Here is a 21,892-nt window from a genome sequence, read left to right on the forward strand (position 1 = left end):
CTACTGTTTTTATTTTATGTTCCATGTTAACATAAGTAAAATTGATGTTTTTAATAAAGGAGATGAGTAATTACTCATGACTATTGTGCGCTACGAAATCATTGCAAAAGTGGTTGAGCTAGGAAGCTTTACAGAAACTGCTGAAACATTAAATATGACCCAATCTGCCGTGAGTCATGCAGTTGCGAGTTTAGAATCTGAATGGGGAGTTTCTTTATTAATTCGTGATCGAAAAAAAGGAATAACACTTACAGATATAGGACAAAAAATTCTGCCGCATATTAGAGAAATATTGAAAAGAGTGGAAGTCATTAATCAAGAAATTGCGCTTATGACAAGCTTGGAAACAGGTATTATTCGTATGGGCACTTTTGCAAGTGCTTCTTCCTGCTTATTGCCTAAATTACTTGCAAAATTCCGGAAAAAGCATCCTAAAATAGAATTTAAATTTTACGAAGGAACCTATGAAGAGATTACGGAATGGTTAGGTTCAGGCATTATTGACATTGGATTTGTAGTAAAAGGAAAATCAAACCCAAATTTCGATTTGGTTCCTTTGATTAAAGACAAGATGGTAGTCGCTTATCACCCTGATCATCAATTTCATTCTAAAGAAATAGTAGAAATGAATGATTTAATGTATGAATCCTTTATTATGCCAACAGGGATGTACCAATCACATGTTGAGGAATTATTTGCAGAAGCGCAAATTAAACCATCTATTCTTTTTGAAGTACACGACTGTACAACCATCGCTAATATGGTACAGGAAGGACTTGGCGTTACGATAGGTCCAGAATTATTTTTAAAGACACAGCAAAACATAAAAATCAGCAAACTAAATATTGAAAACAGCCGTGAAGTAGCACTTGCCTGTCAATCAATTGCAAATGCTTCTCCTGCGGTTAAGGAATTTCTTCATGTAGCAAAAAATAGAAATTATTAATAAAACACTAAACTACTCCCCATAGTAAGCCAATCCTATTCATGGTTTGCGAGGCTTTGAACGCCCAAACCATGGCAGGACTGGCCCTTTAGTCTAATAAGATATCCTACAATTCTTAAAAAATAGAAAACGAGAATACTGAGTACTAAAAAGATTTGAATGATAATTCCCACCACACTACAAATTAAACCGGAAGTAGCTAATCCACTACCACTTTGGTTTTTTTCTACAATTTCTTTTGTCGCTTTTCTAGCAACTACAATCCTAAACCACCAATAAAAACCGATAAATGGTATTAGGATCTAAATAATACCAAGGTTTAAAGAAATTACCGAATTACTGTTTGTTTGAGCATTTTCAACCATTTAGATTTCCCCCTTTACAACCCTTTAGTTTAAGGGGAAATCTTCACAATTTTTTTGCTCCATAATTATTTTCATTAAAGTGTTACTCAAGAAAATGGCCCGTTTGTGGAACAAGAAAAAACCCTGCATATCAACACAGGATTTTTAATCAAACTTTATTATAAATTATCGATCTTTATTATAAATAATCAGACTTTTTTCAAAAGCTACATGGTTTAAGTTATTGTGGAGCAGTAGTTTAAAAAGAAATAAGAGGTAAGTACATATTAAACATGACTAATATGTACTTACCTTTATTTTTTAAGGATTTTTAACTTTTTGGTCTTGATAAACATTCATTTCTTCTTTCAATGAGCGCGATGGTTTTATTTTTATTGATTTTGTACTTTTGTCTCTCAGTGTATACACATGTACATAATAACCTTCTTTTTTATTATGCATAATAACAATACCTCTTAACGTCTTTATAAATAATATTACGTCCCTTAAATATATAAAAATTACATATTAAGTATATGATTATTCTTTTTCTTCAAAAAATGAATCTAATGCATCCAACGAAACAACTTCAATTTTTTTTCGCTCTTCTTAATGCTGCCTCTCTAGGGTTAATTATAATTTCATTACTATTTAAAATAGATTGCAACACATCGTATATTTTATGCAATTCACTTTCATTTACCTTGTCTATCATTTCATGTAGCGTATCTCTAGTTACCTTCATATTTATTTCCTCTTCCTTCGCATATATTCTCTTAATTTCATTGTAGCTTATTAAATTTTTGATCACACATCGTTTTTTCTGAATGGTACAATGTAGAAAAAGGAGATTTATTCATGGGTGACTTAATTGGCGATATATTGGGAGGACTCCTTATGTCCATTCCTTCAAAAAAAGAAAAATTGACTCATAAAAACTTTAAACTATTGGAAAAAGAAGCATGGTTTAAAGAAATTGAACAAAGATACGGTAGATTAATGGTATTTAACCATTCCATTAGAGAATTTATTGAAAAAGATAATCTTGAGACAATCTTAAAGGATGTTGAGAAGACTAATAAATTTCGTTATGAATTAGAGGAAATCCTAAAGCAAGAAAAAATATAGTTGTAATCACAAAATGGGCATCAATCAAAAATAAAAAAACAGGTAATTGTTTGTAATCACAATTACCTGTTTTATATCATTTATATTTGCTCTTTATTTTTTAGAATTTCATTAACCTCTTCCACACTTAATTCAGTGGCTTCCGCTATCTTCTCTATAGGTACACCTACTTTAACTAAATTATGAATCATTTCTATTCTAGCTTCTTTTGCTGCTTTTTCTTCTGCTGTCTCTATTTCTGATATTCTATCTTTTATTGCCTTCTCTCTCGCTTCATATAAGCGTAAAAAGTCTTTATCACTACTTAAACGCTCCCAATCCTCTATTGCCTTTTTCAAAACTGGATCTTTTTCCATCGCGATTCCCTCCAGGATTGTAGTTAATTTCTCATCTTCATATGCAGGAAATAATAATAGCCAACGTGCTAATATATCCTCCCATGGATCCATTCGATCTTCTTGCCATTCTCGAATTACTTTTGGAATCTCAAGAAAGTGCAATTGCATATTCTCTGAAATTATGTGCTCCGATTTTTTGTTCATGACTACACCGACATTATGAAAGTCCTCTTCTCCTGGAAACAGAATGAAATCCACTATATTAATACAAATGGTTGGTCTTAATTCTGTATACTTCATCCCCTGAGTCATTTGAGAATAATACATGCCAGCCCAATAGAACAAAGATCGCTCGATCATGTCTTTTTTGTCGCGAACCTGTATCTCTATATTTAATTTTATACCACTATTAAGGGTAGCTCGCAAATCTAAAATAGACAATTTATCATCCTTTTGTTCCCTTGGAAGATGTGGATCATCTAAATGCAAAGAAATAATTTCCTCATCTAAAGAGGATTGTAATACCGCATTAAGAAAACCAATGAGTATATCCTCGTTTCCTTCTACCCCAAACAAGCGCTTGAAAGCAAAATCAACTCGTAAATTTACTAGATTTTTTTTCATAGATGTATTCATATTCTCTTCTACCTTTCTTTTAGTGAATTTAAATCCTCTGTAGTAATTGAATATAAGAAAAAGATAGAATTACAAACTCTATCTTTTTCAATCTACCTTTAGAAAGTTTACTTTTTTCTGCACGCTTAACCACTTCTAACACTCAATCATGATGCACAATCATTGCAAGATCATCTTTCTTAAAAAGACAATCTACATCTGCAGTTTTTACATGATAGCTGTGTAGAATGGGCATCCATTTCTAGAAAATCACGGATTGCAGTAAAGCGATAACTTTTCCCTCTAAAGCATCTCTCCAATAAAAAAGGAAATCTCGTATACATCCATTGAAATAGACATGATACAAATAGATTCCCCCTTTTTTATTTGTATACCTAAATCTAAAGACCTTTTTACAAATGATTCCTAACTTGAAGACAATACAAAAAGGGCTTCTTCAAGTCGATTAAAAATGTGCATAGCAAAATAAGCTATATATACACTAATCGGCTCAAAGAAGCCCTTTCATAAATGAAACAAGACGCAACTTGCTTCTACAACTCAACCACAAAACAATAAGGTGTGGGAATAAACGGAATCAATTAAACAATAAATATAATTCCATATTAATGAATTCATACAAAAATTTCAATAATTTTATGTTTTCTTAAGATATCCCGCTCATTTTTTTTAAAATTCATATGCTTTATCACTACCTTGTTTTCTTCATCAAATGATATAACTCCCTCCACAATAATATTTAATTTAATATTGAAATTCTCTAAAACTCGATGTATTATATTTTTGTGTTTTTCTCAGTTCCCAAGCCGAGAATACATCATCACTTCTGAAAGGACCCGAACTCCAGCGGGTTCTTTTTATTTACTTGAACTCATTTTCGAATTATTATATTATATTTTCGGGTCTTGCTCCATAAATCATTATCAGGAGAATCTGCAGGTTTGCAGGTTCTTTTTTTGTAAAATAAAAAAGCAGCTGTTAGGTTACTTAAAGTTTGTCTTATCACCAAATAAAATGATATATATATTCTCCCGTTATACTTTCATCAACTCCTGCAACTCTAGCAAATCTCACTATGTCCGCCCCATGAATGAAATACATTGTTAGCATGACTAGCACCCGCGACCACATAACACGATAAAGCTCATTCACTCTTTGCCTAGTCGTAACAATTAAATCATTTGCAGGTCCATTAATCCATGCAGTTGTTCTAACTGAAGTAAACGGAAGATCTATCCCATTAACAACTATTCTTGCAATACTTTGCGTTATATCCACATCGATCCCCTCATTCCAAGAATTAAATATGTTTCCCATATTTACATAAGTATTCTTAGTTATAAGAAATGTTTAAAGTGAATTCTTTATAAAATAAAAAAGAGTGCTATTAAGATATGCACTCCTTCAAAAGACTTTACCAATCTCGATGTTCACCATGATCATGATCACGATTGCGGTCATGATCACGTCTACGACGACACTCATCACAATCGCAATCGCGTCTACAATGACAGTCGTTAAAATCGTTTCTTCTACGTCTACGACCGCATCCGCAAAATACTAAATCATCCCAAAATCTATTACAATCTCGAGAATGTCCAAAATTATTATTCCATCCCATAGATATGATTCCCTCCTCTAAAAATAGAATTCATCATATTCTATGATTAAAAGGTGAAAACAGCTTGTTTATTAGTCTATATTTTATGTTTTAGACTAATAATATTTCAATTTGCAAGTCTATTTCATCCCTTATCTTTCCTTAACAACAAACAAGACGCTACCCAGATCACGGCAGCGCCTACGATAATTGCTATTGGTTTAATCATTAACAAGTATATCTGGTCCCTTCTTCAACATGTACGAGAAACCCGAAATAAATACAACACTAAATATAATAATAGAAGACCACATATTAAATTGATATTCTTTACCTGCAACTAAATTATATATGTTATGTACCAAGAAATTAGCACCTATGATAATCCCACCTAAAAATGCACTTATTAATATGCTCATTAAATAAAATTTAAGTTTCTGAAACATTTTTCCTCTACCCCTTTTCTAAAATAAACTTTATTTGAGTTTATTTAGAAAATTATACCATTTATTTTTCAGGTATTATTAAATCCATAGTTAAATTAAGGTTATTTTAAGGATATGTTTTCTATTCAAATGTCCATTTTGTTCAATAAAAAAAGAACACTATAAAGTGCCCTAAGCTTCTGAGTATAAAATATACGACAATGCCTTGCCCGTTCTAATGGCGCAACCTAAAAGAGCTTTATAGCGGAATATATATAGCTCTCGGAAAAGGAATAAGTTGGTTGGCATTGACTCAATATTGTATGATGAAAGCCTCCTTATGTGCAAGCGAAAGAGAGCACTCCCCCAATAAGTGCTCTCGCTTAAAAAAATATAGGGGAACATGTTAGACACCGTTCAGTATCATTATATGATCTCATTCCCAACTATGCCTAAGTCATGTATTAAAGGGGCTAATGTGTAATTTCTATATAACAAAGAAAAAAGCACCCGCATGGATGCTTAAATTAAACTTATTCATTATCAATATCTCTACTTTCATCATTAACTGATTTCGGGTCTAACATGATTCCTATATCCGGCGGCAAAATTAACTCTATACCAGCTACTGGTTGATTGTCCTTATTAAAATAATACTTCTTTATCTTATTCAATTCTTCATTTTTCTTATTTTCACTCATATTATCCCGCCTTTTATGTATGATATTAAAAACTTTTCCTAATATGTACATTGAGAAAGATAATATACTATTTTTCAACTCTCACACAACTTTTGAACTACCCCCACTTTCACTTCGTTTAGAAGTGAGGGATTCCTAAGTAAAGAGTTCTACTGAACTCTAATTGATTAGGCTAACCCCGCAGTCCTTGCGGTTAGAAGCCTTATCGCTTCATTCTTTAGATTGATACTTGCGTTAATATCCCTATCATGGTGTGTACGACAAGAAGGACAGTCCCATTCACGTAGGCTTAGATTTTTAACGTCTTTATTTTGATATCCACAACAAGAACATAATTGGCTGGAAGCAAATGTTTTCGATACGACAATGACTTGTTTGCCATACCATTTTGCTTTATATTCCAACATTGTTCGAAACTGTGACCAAGATACCTCACTAATTGCTTTTGCTAACTTATGATTCTTTAACATATTCGATACTTGCAAATCCTCTATACCGATAACATCGTGGTTTTTGATGATTTCAGTTGAGATTTTGTCCAAGTAATCTTTTCTAGCATTTGAGATGTATTCATGAATTCTAGATACCTTGACTCGTTGTTTATTCCAGCGAGAAGATCCTTTCATTCTTCTAGAAAGAACATGCTGTGCTTTCGCTAACTTATCTTCTAATGCTCGGAAAAACTTCGGATTTTTATAAGGTGTTCCATCTGACAAAATGGCGAAATCTTTTAGTCCTACATCTATTCCAATGTAAGAATGTGTTTTCGGAAATTCTTGTACTTCTGTTTCAACTAATAGTGACACAAAATATCTGCCAGAAGGGTTCCGTCTAACTGTAGCATTTACAATACGTCCCTCTACTTCACGACTTTTGGCAAATCGAACAAGGCCTAATTTCGGCAACTTTATTTTGTTCCCTACAACGGCAATGTTTTCATTTGTTTGTTTTGTGGTATAAGATTGTACGTTGTTCTTCTTAGATTTAAAGCGCGGTGCGCTGTTTTGTTTTTTAAAATAGCGCGTATAAGCATCGGCAAGGTTGCGAACAGACGACTGAATCGCAATACTATCCACTTCTTTTAGCCAAACAAACTCTTTCTTCATGGCAGGGAGTTTGGCAGAGCATGTACCATAGGTCAAGCCTTTTCCTGTCTCTTTGTATGCGTGATCCCATAAGGATAGGAAATGATTGAATACAAAGCGAGAACAACCAATCGTTTTGTTAATTAGAATTGCTTGTGCTTGATTTGGATAGACACGAAACTTATAGGCTTTATTAATCATCATTTGATTCACCTCCATTTCGGTATATGACTATTATACACAAAACGTATGTTCTATAGATAGTAGAGTAACACTTTCTGTATGCCGAACAATTAAGATGGTTTCCTGCCATCCCATGTTCGAAGCCAATCCATCTCCCACCTACTCACTAAGCTTTGGTCCTTCACGCTCCTTGAGGAAGAAGTCTTCTTGGCTAAAATGTTAAAATGTTTACATAATAAAAGAACACCCATAATTGATAGGTGCTCTGATATATAAATTGGTTTCCATCCAAACATTCCAATATATGCTCGTCCATCTCGAAAGATGCAAACAAAAAAGCACCTAAATAGGTGCCTTTTCGAAACGTATTAACGCGAGTAGCGAACACAATGAATTCTTCTCGGTGTCATTACCATCTTATGTCCGAGATTCTTAAATATGCCTAATCGTTAAAACCTTTATTATGAATTCACTACCTATCCACCCTTTATTTTTTTACTAGTTTTAACAATAGAAACTTTTTTTGCTGGTATGAAAGGATTTTCTAAAATAAATAATTGGGTTGCGATGCTTAGAAACATAGCAACCGTTCTACTAATACTTTTATTATCAGTGTTTTTAACACTAACTTTGACCGTTGGCTATGCATTAAGTTAAACGTAATTCTTCACGAATAAAAACCAATATTCTGTCAATACTGTAGACAACCCATTTCGAACCATATTCCATTACCTGAGCAGTTAGCTTTTGCTAGCTGCTCTTTATTTGTACAAGTTACTCAATTGACTGCGCACATATAATATTCTGAGTTCATTTCTTTATAAAATAGTCGTTATAAAATGAAGCTCGTCACGAGAGCACATTACTAAGTACTCTTTTTATATTCCAACTTAATACAAATTGAAATTTTTGTGATGTTTCTCTACAATCCAATACACTTTTTCCTATCTACTATCCTTAGTGAAAAACTTAAACCTCACTAACTATATTTGAAAGTGTTATAATTTAAACATTTCCAACATTTCGATTACGGAGGATTAGAGAATGAAAATTTCAATAGTCTGTTTCGATAACTTCACTGATATAGATGTTTTTTTACCATGGGATTTATTAAATCGTGTACGTCTAGTTGGTGGTATTTCTGATTGGGAGGTCCAACTATTAGGAACAGAAAAGACTCATGTATCCATGTCTGGTTTACGTATACCCATGACAGGAAGCATATCCGATATCCCTTCTGCTGACGCTGTAATATTTGCAAGTGGTAAGGGTGTACAAGATTTATATAAAAATCAACAATATCTTAATAAAATCCATGCAGATCCTCAAAGACAATTAATAGGCTCTATGTATTCTGGTTCACTACTACTAGGAGCTAAAAAATTGTTAACTGGCAAAAAAGCAACTACATATCCATCCGTAGTTGAACAACTTAAAGAGTTTGATGTAGACGTTATTGAAAAAAGTTTCGTAAACGAAGGCAATATTTCGACCGCTGCAGGTTGCTTTGCTGCACAAGACCTCTCAGCTTGGATTATAAGAACATTAATTAATGACGAAATGGTTGATACTGTGCTAGAAACTGTTCAGCCAGTAGGCAAAGGTTTATATTTTTAATTTCAAATCAAATCAGATATTTATTTCTGACTTGATTTTTTTATAAAATAGCGTTTTTCTTGCATTTTTATTGAGTTCACTTTGACCTTTTGTTGATTTTTTCTTCACATTTAAAGGAAACAAACATACGCTTTTGTATGTAGTCTCTCCGCTCATAGAGATCTACCTTTCTTATCGAAGAGCATACTTACATGTATGCTCTTTTTGCTTACTACGAGATAACGGTTTTGTCTAAACCTACACATATCTAAAAGACATACAATGGAATCCTGAGCATCTTTATCAATATAGTTATTGGCCATAAAGCGCCTTAAAAGCGCTCTTTTTGTTGAAAAACTACACAAAGAGAAAAAACACATACAATGTAAAATGTACCCTATAGAATAGACTTTTTTCGAGTGTCAATTCTATAGGGTACATTTTATTATTTTCTATCTTTTTTATTTACCTTAAAGTAATCCATTCATAGCTTGCCCACTCTTTTGGTTTCTTATCGTACTTAATACGACCAGTCGTACAAAATGAAGCAATCATCCATTGTATAAGGTTCATCTTGGCGTATGGATCAACACACTCCTCAATTTTTTTCAATTGATAACCGGTACTATTTTTCTGCCAAATTGTATATAAACGAAAATGAGTTGTCGTAACAAGTCTAGCTTTTGTTGTAACTTGCCATTTAGAAATTTTCGTTAAATCCTCTTTGACTTTTCTCTCATACTCTTGTTTTATCACTTTATAAGTCTTATCTTTTTTAATTAATCCATTAGAGATTGTAAAAGGCATTTGATGCACCTCATAAACTGTTCCTTCTTCATCTCCTAAAATATTTGATTCTACTAGAAACATATTTTTTAGTTTTAACTGTTCTGTTAATTCTTTTCCGCTCCGATAAAATGGCTTCTTTATCTTCTGCAACAAGATAACCTGCACAATTAATCCTATTAGTAAAGGATATGCTAATACAAACAATATATTAATAAACATGTTTAAAATAATAACGCCTATTAGAGCAAAAATTGTAAAGTAAATATAGGTTTCTCTTTGATGAATGATTCTACTGTTCAAGCCAAGATACCTCCATTTTGATAAATAGTGAAAGCAATATACACAATTGCTCCTAATAAAATAGAACAAGCCCCTGGAAAGCTCTGTATCAGCTGTATTTCTTTCTTTGGTAGTTTTGCCCCAAATATAGAAGCAGCATGCTCCAATTGGTCTTTAATCGCTCCTACAAACCCTAGAATTTTAATTAAACGATACACGCTAGCAATCCAAAAGAATAGTAAATGGAAAGCTGTTAATGTAATAGCGGTAAGCATAGCCGATTCTTCTACTACATTGCTAACATATAAACCTACCACCACAAGCATTTTCGTATCACCGGGTGAAGAAAATTTAAATGTCTCTAACAATAAGCCACATACTAAGGCCATAGTTAGTACAATTACAATCTCTTTTCCCGTTCGTATTCCAGCAAAATACGTGATACCTAAACCTACTATTAAAAAAATGAAATGCCATATATTTTTTGTTTTTCTATACTTTAAGTCGGTAAATACATTAAGTACCATATAACTTAGAAATAATCCCATGATATACAGGCTCATTTTCTTTACTCCCCTCTTAATTTCATATAAAAATACTGTGTAAAAAAGGGAACCACTTTTAGAGTAGCCCCCTCGTTTATTTTTATATTTATTTTTTGTTCCAAGAATCAACATCTGCATTGCTTGATGCTTTTGTGAATCGAGCTAGAATCGTATCATAACCACCTTGGATTGCTTTCCATACGAACGGGCCAATTACTAATACAATAATCACTGCTAACGCGATTAACATACCGTTTTCTGATGATAATTGTGAGTCTTCGTTTTTTAACCAACTTTTCATTTTTGCTAACATTTCATTTCGTCTCCTTTATATATCAATTTTAAGTATCTACTAAAATTAGAACTTATCTATTTAAATCTTTAATTACTTATTCCAAGAATTTACGTCTGCATTACTTGATGCTTTTGTGAATCTTGCCAGGATCGTATCATAACCACCTTGGATTGCTTTCCATACAAACGGGCCAATTACTAATACGATAATCACCGCCAAGGCAATTAACATACCGTTTTCTGATGATAACTGTGAATCCTCATTTTTTAACCAATTTTTCATTTTTGCTAACATGATTGAATCTCCCTTATCCATTTATTTGAGCTATACGTAAAAAACATCATTAATTTAAAACTTCTATTACTTGTTCCAAGAATTCACATCTGCATTGCTTGATGCTTTTGTGAATCGAGCTAGAATCGTATCATAAACACCTTGGATTGCTTTCCATACAAACGGGCCAATCACTAATACGATAATGACTGCCAAGGCGATTAACATACCGTTTTCTGATGATAATTGTGAGTCTTCGTTTTTTAACCAATTCTTCATTTTTGTTAACATGTGTATTACTCCTTTTCCTACTCCATTTTTAATAATGTCTTCTATAAACTTGCAAATCCTTGCATTAAAGATTGAATAACAATCACCATCGGATAAATCACAATACAACCAATAACAGCCACGTTAAATTTATTCATTTCCATTGGCTTATTTTGAATGAGACGGTTATAGTTCTCATGTTTTAACTCGCGCATCATTTTAATTTGTGCGTCCATAATGCGAAGACTCTGTACCTTGTCCGTTTTTTGCGCTTGTTGCAATGCAATCGTAAAGGTATTTACTTCTGGACTATTTAAAGCAGCAGCAAAGTTTCGAAATGGTTGATCCGATCCTGCATACATTTCTAATTCCGCAGTAAGTGTAGATACATACGGACGAAGATGTCTTCCGGCATATATTTGCGCCTTTTTTACTGCTTCTAATGTTGTATGTGTTTTTAACAACTGCAGCATAGGAATTAGATACTCTGGTAATTCGAACTTCCTAGCTTCTATCGCCTGCTTGATTCTTCTCTTTAATAGATAATCAGGATAGAAATAAAGCAGCGGTGAAATTAAAACACCCACTTTAAATAAGTAGTAATCATGGAACACCGTACATATCAAGAAAACAGAGGTAAAAATGATGGGATATGCAACCTTCATTTTTAAATATTCTTCTGGTTTCGTATCCAGGCCAGCTTCTTCTAATTTTTTCTGAATCTGCTCTTTCTTTTCTTCTGTCAGATACTTATGTGATAACGACTGGAAGGGAGCGAGCATCATTTGATTTAAATTCTTCTTTTCAATTCGTTTTGCATTTTCTACATAGTTCGTAAGTAAGCTACCGCTGTCTTTTTTACTTTGTAGAAAGGTCGAGAATATCCAATACATGACAACGAATACCACTACAGCTAAAATCGTAGCCACCTTATTCCCCTCTTTCTGTTGGGTTATAATTTGCAATCTTTTCTACACGGGTTGCTAAGAAAAAGACAATTAACATATTTACCGATAACGCGATTTTCCCCATCATAGAACCTGCTAAAAATCCATATGCTTCTTTTGACATCAGCATAATAACAATCGGCATAGCGATGACGATTAAGCAGTTCTGTACAAAAGCACGTTGTGCTTGCGACAAACTAGAACGCAATCTTGCCAGGTATAGTTTTTGTTTTTCAAAATCTTCTGCAATATCTAGTAAGACTTGTACTGAATTTGTTCCACCTTCTCGACTGCACACTTCCAACATTTCATGGAAGAAAACCAATTCTCTAAAGTTAAACGTTTCATTGAATTCTCTAAATGCACGATGCATTGTGGTTCCACCTTCTAATAAAAGAGAAACTTTTTCTATTTCTTCTTGAATGCTTTCATGCATCATTGGTTTCACCTGAACTAACACCCGTTTTGCATTGTTACTAATTTGAAGTGCATTTGCTACTGCCTTCATGTAAATAGAAAGACGGTCAATGACAATCAAGTAGTAACGTTTTTTTCTTCGATAAAGAAGAAACCTTGGAACTAAAAATCCAGATAAAACAGTAATCAGTGTAAAAGGATCTCTACCAAAGGAAAAATAGAATACTGCTGCAATACTCATTCCGGAAAGAATCGTATATACCCAGTACATACTTTTTGTCAATTTCCACTCGTACTTTTGGGCTTCTTGGATAACGGATTGTGGCAAATACATCCGTATCCCTTTAATATTCCTTAATTCCAAGCGCCTTTCTTCTTTCTCGTTTTCTTGTACAAATTGAGAGAGAGCAGAACCCTTAGATTTTGCAAAAAGTAAAACGAGCAATACTACACTAATAAATATCAAGAATATGCATCCATAGGCTAATAAACTACGCATATTGCACCTCCTGTTTTGAAAGGAATGGTGCATAAAGAGCTGGATTTACAGTAGAAGAACGGAATTTCTTCTCCATATCAGCTGATATTCTTCCTGTAATAATATGTTGGCCATGAATTTTCCCTATTCTTTCATTCATTTCATCTTGTTTCTCATATGTTGGCATAAACTGAGACAATGGATTAAACTGTATATCTTCCTGATAATCCAATAGTTCAATCATCTCTGTAATATAACGATTTCCATCATCTTTCTTTTCCAAAAAGACAATTACATCAAATGTCTGTGAAATCAATTCATATAAATACTGGGCATCAATATTCGCACCACTTTGCAGACACATAAGCATTAAACGCCTAACTGCTTCTTTTGCACTTCTTGCATGGACAGAGGTGAAACCAGGATGTCCTGTTTGGAAAAAGTTAATCATTTTTAACGCTTCTTTCCCCCTCGATTCCCCTACAATTAATCGCTTGGGCCCTTGACGTAAAGCATTTGTTAACAATCTATCAAAGTCGATTGCATTTTCTTCTACTTCCGATGCCCTACACTGCATCGGAACAAAATGATGTTCTGGAAAAATGCGATGCAAATATAATTCAGGGTTATCTTCTACTACAAGAGTACGTTCTTTTTTCTTTCCTTTCGGAATGTGAGAAGCAAGATATTTCATAAACTCTGATTTCCCTGTACCCGTAGCTCCAGCAACTAAAATATTCATTTTGGCTTTCACAGCTGCAGCCAAAAAGTTCAACATTTCTTTCGATGCTTGATTGGTAGATAACATCCGCTCTTCAGAAGCACGAAGGTGATCCGCATTCTTACGAATCGTTATCGTTGTTCCGAGTCCCCCAAGTTCATCTAACGCAATATTGATACGTATATACGGAAATACGCAGTCAACATATGGCTTTGCTGTATTTAATGACTCTGATGTACTGTTTACCATCTTATAAGCTAGGGCTTTCACTTCTTCTTCTGTCTCAAATCGGTAAGGAAATGTACATTCTCCCTCTCCGATTTTTTCGTAAATGATTTCTTTTGTGCCATTGATATAAATATCAGTTACATCCTTATCTTCTTTTAAAGGTTCTATAATCCCAAATCCAACAATTTCATCACACACCATATTTAGTAACTGTTCTGAAGGTACATCTGAAACGACGACTTGATTGCTTAGTAAAAAGCCTTTAATAATTTGCTCCACAGCTGTTCTCTTCTCTTTATTCATAAAGGATTCGCTTAAGATATCACGATGTTCTTTTACTAAAAATGCACGAATTTCATCTGTAATATCTTTAATTTGTTGAGCTGTAGTTGTTCCTAACTTTCGCACCGATTTAGAACGAATCCTATAACCAAAGTGATATAAATCTACTCGATTTCGCTTTAAGGATACTTGTTTTCCCTGTAAATAGCCCCACATACTACTTGCCACCTTTTTAATTTCGTAAACCAAAGAGACCCTTTTTCATAGAGGAGTGCTGGGATGGGATATTAAGACCAGCTGCTTCCATAATATGATGGACCTTTGCATTAATTTGCGGGGAACCAAATTGCATCCCCCATTCATAACTCGTACGATCTCTGTCATACGGAATTGTCACTGCAATGTTTTGGGAAGAAAGCTTTTCAATATCTTCTACATAGTCCTCGTCTCCCATATTCAAAACATGAATCATACGAGGCAATGTTAGCTTTGCTTCTTCTATTAGTTGTAATTCTCTTTTAATTGCTAACGCACCACGAGGGTTGCCATTTAGCACATGAACAACAAGGTCTGATTGGTATAGAATTGGGTAACTAAGCACCTCGGATAATTCAGTTGGTACCGATAGAATGATGTAGTCATATTCTGTATCTACAAGTGATTCGATAAATGTCGTTACAAACAATTCTTTGTTTTGAATCTCTGGGAATTGATTTAAGCTATAACCTGATGGAAACACCAGAAAATCCATCTTATCGTGTAATTTTTGCGTCAGCCTTGGATTCACTTTTTTTCTAGTAAATCTTGCTTGGTACAAATATATTGCAAGAGATTGTATTCATTTTCTTTTCTTACAAGCCCTAGCATGTTTTTACTCTCATGGCTAAGACCTGTTCCAACCGCGAAGTTTGGTCTTACTTGGTCCGCTTCTACATAAAGCACCTTTTTCCCTAAATGAGCTAACTCATTTGCCATCGCAATACTTAACGTACTTTTTCCTACGTTTTCGTTTGTCGCATAAAAGGCAACCATTCTTACTTGCCGGTCCATCTTAAAAGCCCCTTCCTTATTTGGATTCGTTCAGATACTGTGCAACATATTCTTTTACACTTTTAGATATGGGATTGGTTGAATGCTTCTCTACATAGTCTAAAATATTTTTCTGGTCAGATATTTGCGAGAATCCTTCTGCTGGTTCTAATTCTTTCCCTGTTTGTTCTACCTTTTGTCCAACTGCAACAGGAATTACATCTCCAAGTGTTTTCGCACGGTTTAGATATTGAAGTTGTTCTGGTGAAACAGCCAATGTATATAATCGCGTTACCTTTGGCTTTTGTTTTCCTTCTTGTTCCTCTTTTGATTCTTTCTTTTCTAGTAGAAATGCATCTTCTGTATTGCTATCCTTTGCAGCCGTAACACGTACACCTTGGAAAAGACCACCGAATACTACCTTCTCATTGTCCCCGTCCTTCACAACCTGCTTGAAATACAAGTCCACATAAGTGTTAGGGATGATACTATTACCTGAACTTGTTTCCAAATCAACGAGTAACGGGAATGCAACTTCTCCATCTTTCAAATTTAAAATTGCAGAGTCAGGTAACTCCTCTTTCTTTACTACTTTATTTTTAAAAAGATAGCTATTTTCGGTGATGGGGTGTCCATCATTTGTCCACTTACCTATAACCTCTTTTTTACTTACGCGTAATGCATTTGGAGGAATCCCATCACCAGGTAATGTTCGTTCCACTAGCATTTCTTCTTTAATCTCTGTATGCGCAGGTATATCCTTTGCAGCTACAACAACTTTTGTTGGTTTTACTGCATTTTCTACTGCAAAATGATTGTATCCATAGATACCCGCTACTGTTATAGCAGCTAAACCTACCGCTGTAATCTGCTTCTTTTGAAACTTAGACGGCTTCAATGTTTATATTCCTCCTTATGTAGCCTTTAAACGCAAAAAAGGACACACCTATGGCGTAAAACGCCTTAGGTGTGTCCTTTTAGCTAATCTAAAGTCTATATGAAAATGTTGGATTTATTTTCTTTAATATTACAATCTCAATATTATGATATATATAGTTTCATGTCAATCATTTCTAAAAAATATCTGTTTTTTCTATTTAAAAACATGTAATCGATAATTAACTTCGCTCCAAAAACCCTGTTATAACAAGGTTTCTAACCTATTAAGCATCCCAAAAATATGTTGTAATTAATCTAACACAACTGAATATTCCAAGGTGGTCGGTTGCTATCCTTTCTCTTTCATTTTATAGAGAAAAGAAGAGATCGCATGGAAATACTGTTTACAATAGTTGATGCAAGAAACAAAATTATTATTAAAACGAAATCAATTTTGTTCCTGTTTCAAAATACTTTGCAGGAGCATAACTTTTCCCATTCCGATCCTGAAATTCACTTCCAATATATAACGATGCAATCATTACGATAATTCCAATGAAAATTACACGTTTCATACGTTGTTTTTTCTTTTTATCCATCCAATATTCCCCTTTCTACAAAAAAAGACACATCCCATTACGGGATGTGCCTTTGGTTTATCCATTCAGCTACTAGTTTAAGAAGGATATCTTATTGTGTCGATTCATCTAATTATACTATATTTTATTCTCATTTCCTATTTCTCATGTAATACCAATCTGTTAATTTATAAAGTACGTCTTCCTTACCAACCCAATTCCAACCAACTCCACTTCCTCCAGGGAATGGATCGTCAGGAAATACTCTTCTTTTTATGAAATCATCATACGCAACACCTTTAATCTCTACTTGCTCAATTAAACATAGACTCATTTCATTGATACCTGCTGGAGCTGTTTCTATATTAAAGGTATATACACCATCTTTTGTCTTCATTGGGGTATACCATTTTTGCCCACCATCAATGATTTTCTCTTGTCCATCCCAGTATAAAGACTTCGTTGGTCTTTTATTATCGAAGACATGGCCCGTTTTCTCTGATAGATACATATTTTTTGGAGAAAAACTTGATATGGAACCTGTATTTTTCTTAGATTCTAAATCTTGTTTAGATTTTAATCCCTCATCAGCAAACGGATATTGTGCCGTTGCTTTTGCAAATACACCAGGATAATTTTCATTCCACTGATTTTTATATGTTCCGTTTACTTCATACGAAAACCCATAGCCAGAATGAAGCTTAGATGGTGCCAAATTATTTATACTACCACTTAAAATTTCATAGAACATTTCTCCCACCGTATCCTCTTTCGACACACGTTCACCTACTGTCTCTACTACACCTTTCACGCTCGTTACACCACACATTGCCTTTTCTTTTGAAGGCTCATAGATAGCGGTTTTAATAGGATTATTTTTATACGTAGTTTCCTCTATGTCTATACGATTACCATCTGGGTTAATTTCTGCCTGAATTGTTCCTTTCTCCCTCAGTTAATCTTACCTTTTGTGATGATACTTGTTGTCCGTTATGTTTTAACACAACTACTGTTTCAGAATTCATGTATTTTTCTTCTAATACATCTAACTTTTTAATTTTATTCTTCTCTTTTTCTAGTTTCTGTCTTTCATTATCTAGCTTACTTGCTGCACTATCTAATTTATTTTCTTCCCAAGAGCAGTCTCTATCATAATAGTGATCCTTTCCCTCGGCATCTACTTCATGAATTGGATTGCGACGACAATAACTTAAACTGGACTGCGCACTATCTCTATCAGATTCAGCGCTGTTTATTTCTTGTTGAGACTTATTAATATTGTTGTTTACCTTTTCTCTATATTGATTACGCTCTAGTTTAAATGTATCACGTGATACATCTACTCTTGTTTTGATATTCTTTCCTTCTCTTGCTGTTTCTCCTTCAATTCGATCAGCAGAAAAATCAATTTTATACTTAAAATCATCTTCATCTCCTGGATCTGGGTTAGGTGTTACTTCAGTACCACAGTTACCATCTATGGTGAAATCAACAGTTTTCTCGTTTGATTCCCTCTGAACAGCATCAAGGACTTTAATTTTCGCAGTATATCGGCCACACATTTGTGGCTGCCACTTTAGTTCTTCTGACTTAAATTGCCCTGCATCTCCTTCATTTGGTTTTTGGTTATCTTTTTGTGGAGTTGAACGTAAGTAATTTTCTTGATGATGAACAGTTTCGCCATCTTTTATAATATCAAGAATCCACTTGACTCGATTACGTTCACCTGCAGCTCTTTGATAAGGATTTACTGTTGTTCCATTGGGATCTCGATCGTTATATCCTTTATTTTTACTTACATATTCAAAACCGTTGAATATAAATTTAACAGGTACATCTTTTTTGCTACTAGAGGCTTTAATGTCTTTTATTTCAGGCTTACTTGTACGTACAAACCACAAATTATATTTATTAGCGTTTCCTCCGGATCCAGCATACCCTCCGGATAAATAGGCAATATCACGAATCCAGTAAAAATCGCCATATACTTTACTTCCTTGATACTGCGAAAGTCTATACTTCAGTATTTCTGCTAAAACAAATTCAGGATTCCCCCAATACTTACTAGCTATTATGTCATCATTAATTCTTTGTACTTCGGTTACCATACGATCTCCTGCAGGAACTGAATTGTTTAGGTATCCTTCATTAGCAATACGAACAAAAGGTTCTGAGAGTTCTTCATTTTGTACTTTGTTTTCATTTGAATTATCCCAACTAAAAGAACCATTATATACAGCTGGATAATGTAAGTCACTTAAATATAGTGATTCCTTTGCAGCATACCCACTTCCTGGACGATAAAACCTTCCTGGCATTTGCAGTTCTTTTGCTTTCATAAATTTTTCTTCATCCCCATCAAAGAAGGGTACATCACTATTCTTTGCATGTGCCAATGTAGGTAATAACAACAATGCAGACGTACAACTAATTAATAATTTCCTTTTTAATTTCATATCTTATCCCCCTAAAAAACAAAAAAGGACACACCTGTACCTTTAGTAGGTACGTAAGGTGTGTCCTTTACGTTATTATCGCAAAATTATTTTATTGTTATATTACGTGTATAATGATATCAAATTTCTCTGATAATAACAACTTTATTTCTTTTCCACTTCAACATACATCATATGTTCCGCAGTTGAGTGTGCAATACGGATTTTAAAATTATCTTTCTCAAATACTTTTGTTTTTTGTGTATCAATTGCTTCCTGTAACTCATTATCTAAGTTCAAACCACTTAATAATTTCGTCCACTCTTTAGTTAAAGATACTGTAGCTTTGTTGTTATCTAAAAATATAATTTTATAATTTCCTTCATTATCTGATTGCACAACAAATTGCGCTCCAATAGTACCTGCAGGAAGATACATATTTTTATCGAGTAAAGATACATCGTTACTAATTTCACTATACTTTAAATTTGTACCGAATCTTCCATTAACCTCTTTTATTATTCTTTGTGCTTCATTCGAAACTTGTTGCTTTACAACTGGCATTTTTTCAACTGCTTCAGGGTAATATTCAATATTCTCTGTGACTAGATTAGAATCCATACCTGCAGGCAATTGAACTTCAGGTTTCGGGTCTGGCTTCACTTCTGGTTTTTCCTCTGGTTTTGTTTCAGGCTTTGGATCTGGTTTCACTTCTGGTTTTGTTTCAGGCTTTGGATCTGGCTTCACTTCTGGTTTTGTTTCTTTTTCAACTGCATTAATAGAGTTATATAAGAATTGACTATACGCTTCACGTGTTACAAACATTTTTGGAGAATACATATTATCTCCTGTACCAATTGTAACCCCATTTTCCTCTAATGCACTAATTGCACCATAAGACCAAGAATTTTTATCAATATCTGCAAATTTTGTTGTTTTCGTTGCCTTAAATTTAAAAGCATTTGTAAGCACTTGTGCCATTTGTTCACGAGTTAAAATATCATCTGGACCATACTTCCCATCACCAAATCCATTTACAAGTCCTGCTTTAGCAAGTGCTAAGATTTCTTTTTCAAACAAATGTCCTTTAATATCAGTAAAAGGATTTTTGAAGCTAGCATCTGCATCTGCTGGTTTTACGTACATATAAATCATACGAGCAACTTGCCCACGAGTTACATTGTCACCAAAGCCAAAGATATTATTTCCGTACCCTTGCACTACTTTACGATTTGTTAAATTATAAATTGCTTTTGTAGACCAGTGATTTGCTGGAACATCATTGAATTTTAATGAGTCTGTGTTATCAGCCTTAGCAGTAAATGCTCCTGCTCCTAGTAATGATGTACCCATAATTGTTAGTGCTGTTGCTGTTTTTAAAAATTTGTTAGCCATTGATTGTTCCTCCAAATATATTAATTTTTCATAGATTCTTTTATTGTACCTAATTTAAACATAAAATCCAGATAATTTAACATACAAATTAATTAATTAACATTTTTTATAACTTCTGTTCTATATAGGTATATTTTCCTGGCAAAAAACTATACTTTTCAGCATAGTCTTTTATAGTACAAATCTTAGAATTTTCATTATTTAAAATATACTTGTCCCAATCCCTCTTTACTCGCCCATATCGGAGCTTTTATGTCATCTACACCAATCAGCTTAAATATGAAGAAATGGTGTTCTGCTTTCACCTTAAAAGAAAGGGATTGATTATGATCGATGCGTCCCTTTGTATACTCATACTTCCATCCATCCATCTTTTCTTCTTTCATTCTTTTCTCTATCCCAGGGACTAAATCCACCCTTTTTCCATTGTAATCATATTGAAATCCACCCTTATTTTCTGCGATTTCTACTATATCAGCAGCAAAGTTATGTGCTTTCACTAACTGTATTCCATACAAAACGCCTTCGGGTAAAAGGCTAATTAATAATAAAGAAAAGGTAAGGAATAGAGCCGTAGTTACTGTATTTTGCATTTTTAATGCACCTACTCTTTTTCTTTATTTTACGTTTCCACCTAATTGTTTTTCTTTTCCATTCGCATCATAAATAATAATACTTCTCGCTTTACTCTTTATCGTTTCTTTTTTTTCATCAAATTGCTTAAAATAACTAGCAGCTTCTGCATCACCTTCGACAGTAATCATTGCTGGTTTTTCCTGTACATCATGTACAGTGAAGTTACGTTTTGAAGCGGGATCTTTAAAATCCGCATTACCGTTATACGCCTTTTCAAACTCTTGTTTCGCTTTTTCTGGATCAATAGCTATTTCTTCTTCTGCACGCAGAGTACCTACTTTTACAGACTTAGCCACAGCTATCTCGCCTCCCCTTTCTAAAGACGATTTATTATCAGTATGTGTTGTATCTCCAATCACCATATCAGTTACAAAGAATAGACAACCTACAAATAACAGCAACATACTTGCTGCAACAATAAACTTTTGCATTCC

23 protein-coding genes and 4 pseudogenes are annotated in these 21,892 nt (G+C 33.8%); 4 read left to right on the forward strand and 23 right to left on the reverse strand.

Features of this window, described 5'->3' with window-relative positions; all coding sequences use genetic code 11:
• Nucleotides 1–76 precede the first annotated feature (76 nt).
• Nucleotides 77–946, forward strand: coding sequence for a LysR family transcriptional regulator (locus CGQ22_RS18905; protein ID WP_089149145.1), 870 nt, complete (start codon nt 77–79; stop codon nt 944–946).
• Between the two features lie 933 nt (nt 947–1,879).
• Here CGQ22_RS18905 and CGQ22_RS18915 read toward each other — a convergent pair.
• Nucleotides 1,880–2,035, reverse strand: a complete 156-nt coding sequence (locus CGQ22_RS18915) for a hypothetical protein (RefSeq protein ID WP_254704122.1) — start codon at nt 2,033–2,035, stop codon at nt 1,880–1,882.
• Nucleotides 2,036–2,148: 113 nt separating this feature from the next.
• Between CGQ22_RS18915 and CGQ22_RS18920 the strand changes: the two genes are divergently transcribed.
• Entirely contained in the window at nt 2,149–2,418 is a 270-nt protein-coding gene (locus tag CGQ22_RS18920) for a hypothetical protein (RefSeq protein WP_089149146.1), read from the forward strand.
• An 80-nt stretch (nt 2,419–2,498) separates the two neighbouring features.
• Here the strand turns inward: CGQ22_RS18920 and CGQ22_RS18925 are convergent, their stop codons facing one another.
• The 7 genes and pseudogenes from CGQ22_RS18925 to tnpB form a co-directional block, all read right to left on the reverse strand.
• On the reverse strand, nt 2,499–3,392 hold the full coding sequence (locus tag CGQ22_RS18925) for an Rpn family recombination-promoting nuclease/putative transposase (protein ID WP_089149147.1): 894 nt from the start codon (nt 3,390–3,392) through the stop codon (nt 2,499–2,501).
• Between the two features lie 28 nt (nt 3,393–3,420).
• A pseudogene (locus CGQ22_RS32770) lies at nt 3,421–3,768 on the reverse strand (hypothetical protein); the annotation flags it as partial.
• A gap of 626 nt (nt 3,769–4,394) precedes the next feature.
• The gene (locus CGQ22_RS18935; RefSeq protein ID WP_139032844.1) at nt 4,395–4,709 is read right to left on the reverse strand and encodes a hypothetical protein; all 315 of its coding nucleotides are present in this window, start codon (nt 4,707–4,709) and stop codon (nt 4,395–4,397) included.
• 97 nt (nt 4,710–4,806) lie between these two features.
• A complete protein-coding gene (locus CGQ22_RS18940; RefSeq protein WP_016090324.1) occupies nt 4,807–5,013 on the reverse strand; it encodes a hypothetical protein in 207 nt (68 codons plus the stop codon).
• A gap of 200 nt (nt 5,014–5,213) precedes the next feature.
• The gene (locus CGQ22_RS18945) at nt 5,214–5,438 is read right to left on the reverse strand and encodes a hypothetical protein (RefSeq protein WP_000486797.1); all 225 of its coding nucleotides are present in this window, start codon (nt 5,436–5,438) and stop codon (nt 5,214–5,216) included.
• A 512-nt stretch (nt 5,439–5,950) separates the two neighbouring features.
• Nucleotides 5,951–6,118, reverse strand: coding sequence for a hypothetical protein (locus CGQ22_RS32065; RefSeq protein ID WP_089149149.1), 168 nt, complete (start codon nt 6,116–6,118; stop codon nt 5,951–5,953).
• A 167-nt stretch (nt 6,119–6,285) separates the two neighbouring features.
• Nucleotides 6,286–7,407, reverse strand: a complete 1,122-nt coding sequence (tnpB, locus tag CGQ22_RS18955; RefSeq protein ID WP_089149150.1) for an IS200/IS605 family element RNA-guided endonuclease TnpB — start codon at nt 7,405–7,407, stop codon at nt 6,286–6,288.
• A 436-nt stretch (nt 7,408–7,843) separates the two neighbouring features.
• Between tnpB and CGQ22_RS32775 the strand changes: the two are divergent.
• A pseudogene (locus CGQ22_RS32775) lies at nt 7,844–8,043 on the forward strand (hypothetical protein); the annotation flags it as partial.
• 387 nt (nt 8,044–8,430) lie between these two features.
• Nucleotides 8,431–9,003 (forward strand): DJ-1/PfpI family protein, encoded by a 573-nt coding sequence (locus CGQ22_RS18970; protein ID WP_089149152.1) that lies wholly within the window; start codon nt 8,431–8,433, stop codon nt 9,001–9,003.
• Between the two features lie 444 nt (nt 9,004–9,447).
• Here the strand turns inward: CGQ22_RS18970 and CGQ22_RS18975 are convergent, their stop codons facing one another.
• From CGQ22_RS18975 to CGQ22_RS19040, 15 genes and pseudogenes are all read right to left on the reverse strand, one after another.
• Nucleotides 9,448–10,071 (reverse strand): hypothetical protein, encoded by a 624-nt coding sequence (locus CGQ22_RS18975; protein WP_001088462.1) that lies wholly within the window; start codon nt 10,069–10,071, stop codon nt 9,448–9,450.
• Nucleotides 10,068–10,613 carry a hypothetical protein gene (locus tag CGQ22_RS18980; RefSeq protein WP_089149153.1) on the reverse strand — a complete coding sequence of 182 codons (546 nt, stop codon included), beginning with the start codon at nt 10,611–10,613 and terminating at the stop codon, nt 10,068–10,070. The genes CGQ22_RS18975 and CGQ22_RS18980 overlap by 4 nt, the downstream gene beginning before the upstream one ends.
• A gap of 88 nt (nt 10,614–10,701) precedes the next feature.
• Nucleotides 10,702–10,908 carry a hypothetical protein gene (locus tag CGQ22_RS18985; RefSeq protein ID WP_000879960.1) on the reverse strand — a complete coding sequence of 69 codons (207 nt, stop codon included), beginning with the start codon at nt 10,906–10,908 and terminating at the stop codon, nt 10,702–10,704.
• A gap of 72 nt (nt 10,909–10,980) precedes the next feature.
• Complete coding sequence (locus CGQ22_RS18990) at nt 10,981–11,184, reverse strand: hypothetical protein (RefSeq protein WP_000879955.1); 204 nt, start codon at nt 11,182–11,184, stop codon at nt 10,981–10,983.
• 66 nt (nt 11,185–11,250) lie between these two features.
• Complete coding sequence (locus CGQ22_RS18995) at nt 11,251–11,454, reverse strand: hypothetical protein (protein WP_000956358.1); 204 nt, start codon at nt 11,452–11,454, stop codon at nt 11,251–11,253.
• 41 nt (nt 11,455–11,495) lie between these two features.
• Nucleotides 11,496–12,362: a hypothetical protein gene (locus CGQ22_RS19000; RefSeq protein WP_089149154.1), complete on the reverse strand. Its 867-nt coding sequence runs from the start codon at nt 12,360–12,362 to the stop codon at nt 11,496–11,498.
• Between the two features lies 1 nt (nt 12,363).
• Nucleotides 12,364–13,296, reverse strand: a complete 933-nt coding sequence (locus CGQ22_RS19005) for a type II secretion system F family protein (protein WP_089149155.1) — start codon at nt 13,294–13,296, stop codon at nt 12,364–12,366.
• Entirely contained in the window at nt 13,289–14,722 is a 1,434-nt protein-coding gene (locus CGQ22_RS19010; protein ID WP_000264624.1) for a TadA family conjugal transfer-associated ATPase, read from the reverse strand. Before CGQ22_RS19010 ends, CGQ22_RS19005 begins: the two co-directional genes overlap by 8 nt.
• Before the next feature lie 16 nt (nt 14,723–14,738).
• Nucleotides 14,739–15,556: pseudogene (locus tag CGQ22_RS19015) on the reverse strand (AAA family ATPase).
• A 16-nt stretch (nt 15,557–15,572) separates the two neighbouring features.
• Complete coding sequence (cpaB, locus tag CGQ22_RS19020) at nt 15,573–16,433, reverse strand: Flp pilus assembly protein CpaB (RefSeq protein ID WP_089149156.1); 861 nt, start codon at nt 16,431–16,433, stop codon at nt 15,573–15,575.
• A 418-nt stretch (nt 16,434–16,851) separates the two neighbouring features.
• Nucleotides 16,852–17,013 (reverse strand): hypothetical protein, encoded by a 162-nt coding sequence (locus tag CGQ22_RS32070; protein ID WP_000358416.1) that lies wholly within the window; start codon nt 17,011–17,013, stop codon nt 16,852–16,854.
• Between the two features lie 130 nt (nt 17,014–17,143).
• A pseudogene (locus CGQ22_RS19025) lies at nt 17,144–19,448 on the reverse strand (hypothetical protein).
• A gap of 144 nt (nt 19,449–19,592) precedes the next feature.
• Nucleotides 19,593–20,822, reverse strand: a complete 1,230-nt coding sequence (locus CGQ22_RS19030) for an S-layer homology domain-containing protein (protein ID WP_089149157.1) — start codon at nt 20,820–20,822, stop codon at nt 19,593–19,595.
• A gap of 197 nt (nt 20,823–21,019) precedes the next feature.
• Entirely contained in the window at nt 21,020–21,415 is a 396-nt protein-coding gene (locus CGQ22_RS19035; protein ID WP_089149158.1) for a DUF4320 family protein, read from the reverse strand.
• Between the two features lie 24 nt (nt 21,416–21,439).
• Entirely contained in the window at nt 21,440–21,889 is a 450-nt protein-coding gene (locus CGQ22_RS19040) for a hypothetical protein (RefSeq protein ID WP_089149159.1), read from the reverse strand.
• Nucleotides 21,890–21,892 lie beyond the last annotated feature (3 nt).

Origin of the sequence: Bacillus sp. M13(2017) (genome assembly GCF_002218325.1) — a bacterium.
GTDB lineage: Bacteria > Bacillota > Bacilli > Bacillales > Bacillaceae_G > Bacillus_A > Bacillus_A thuringiensis_K.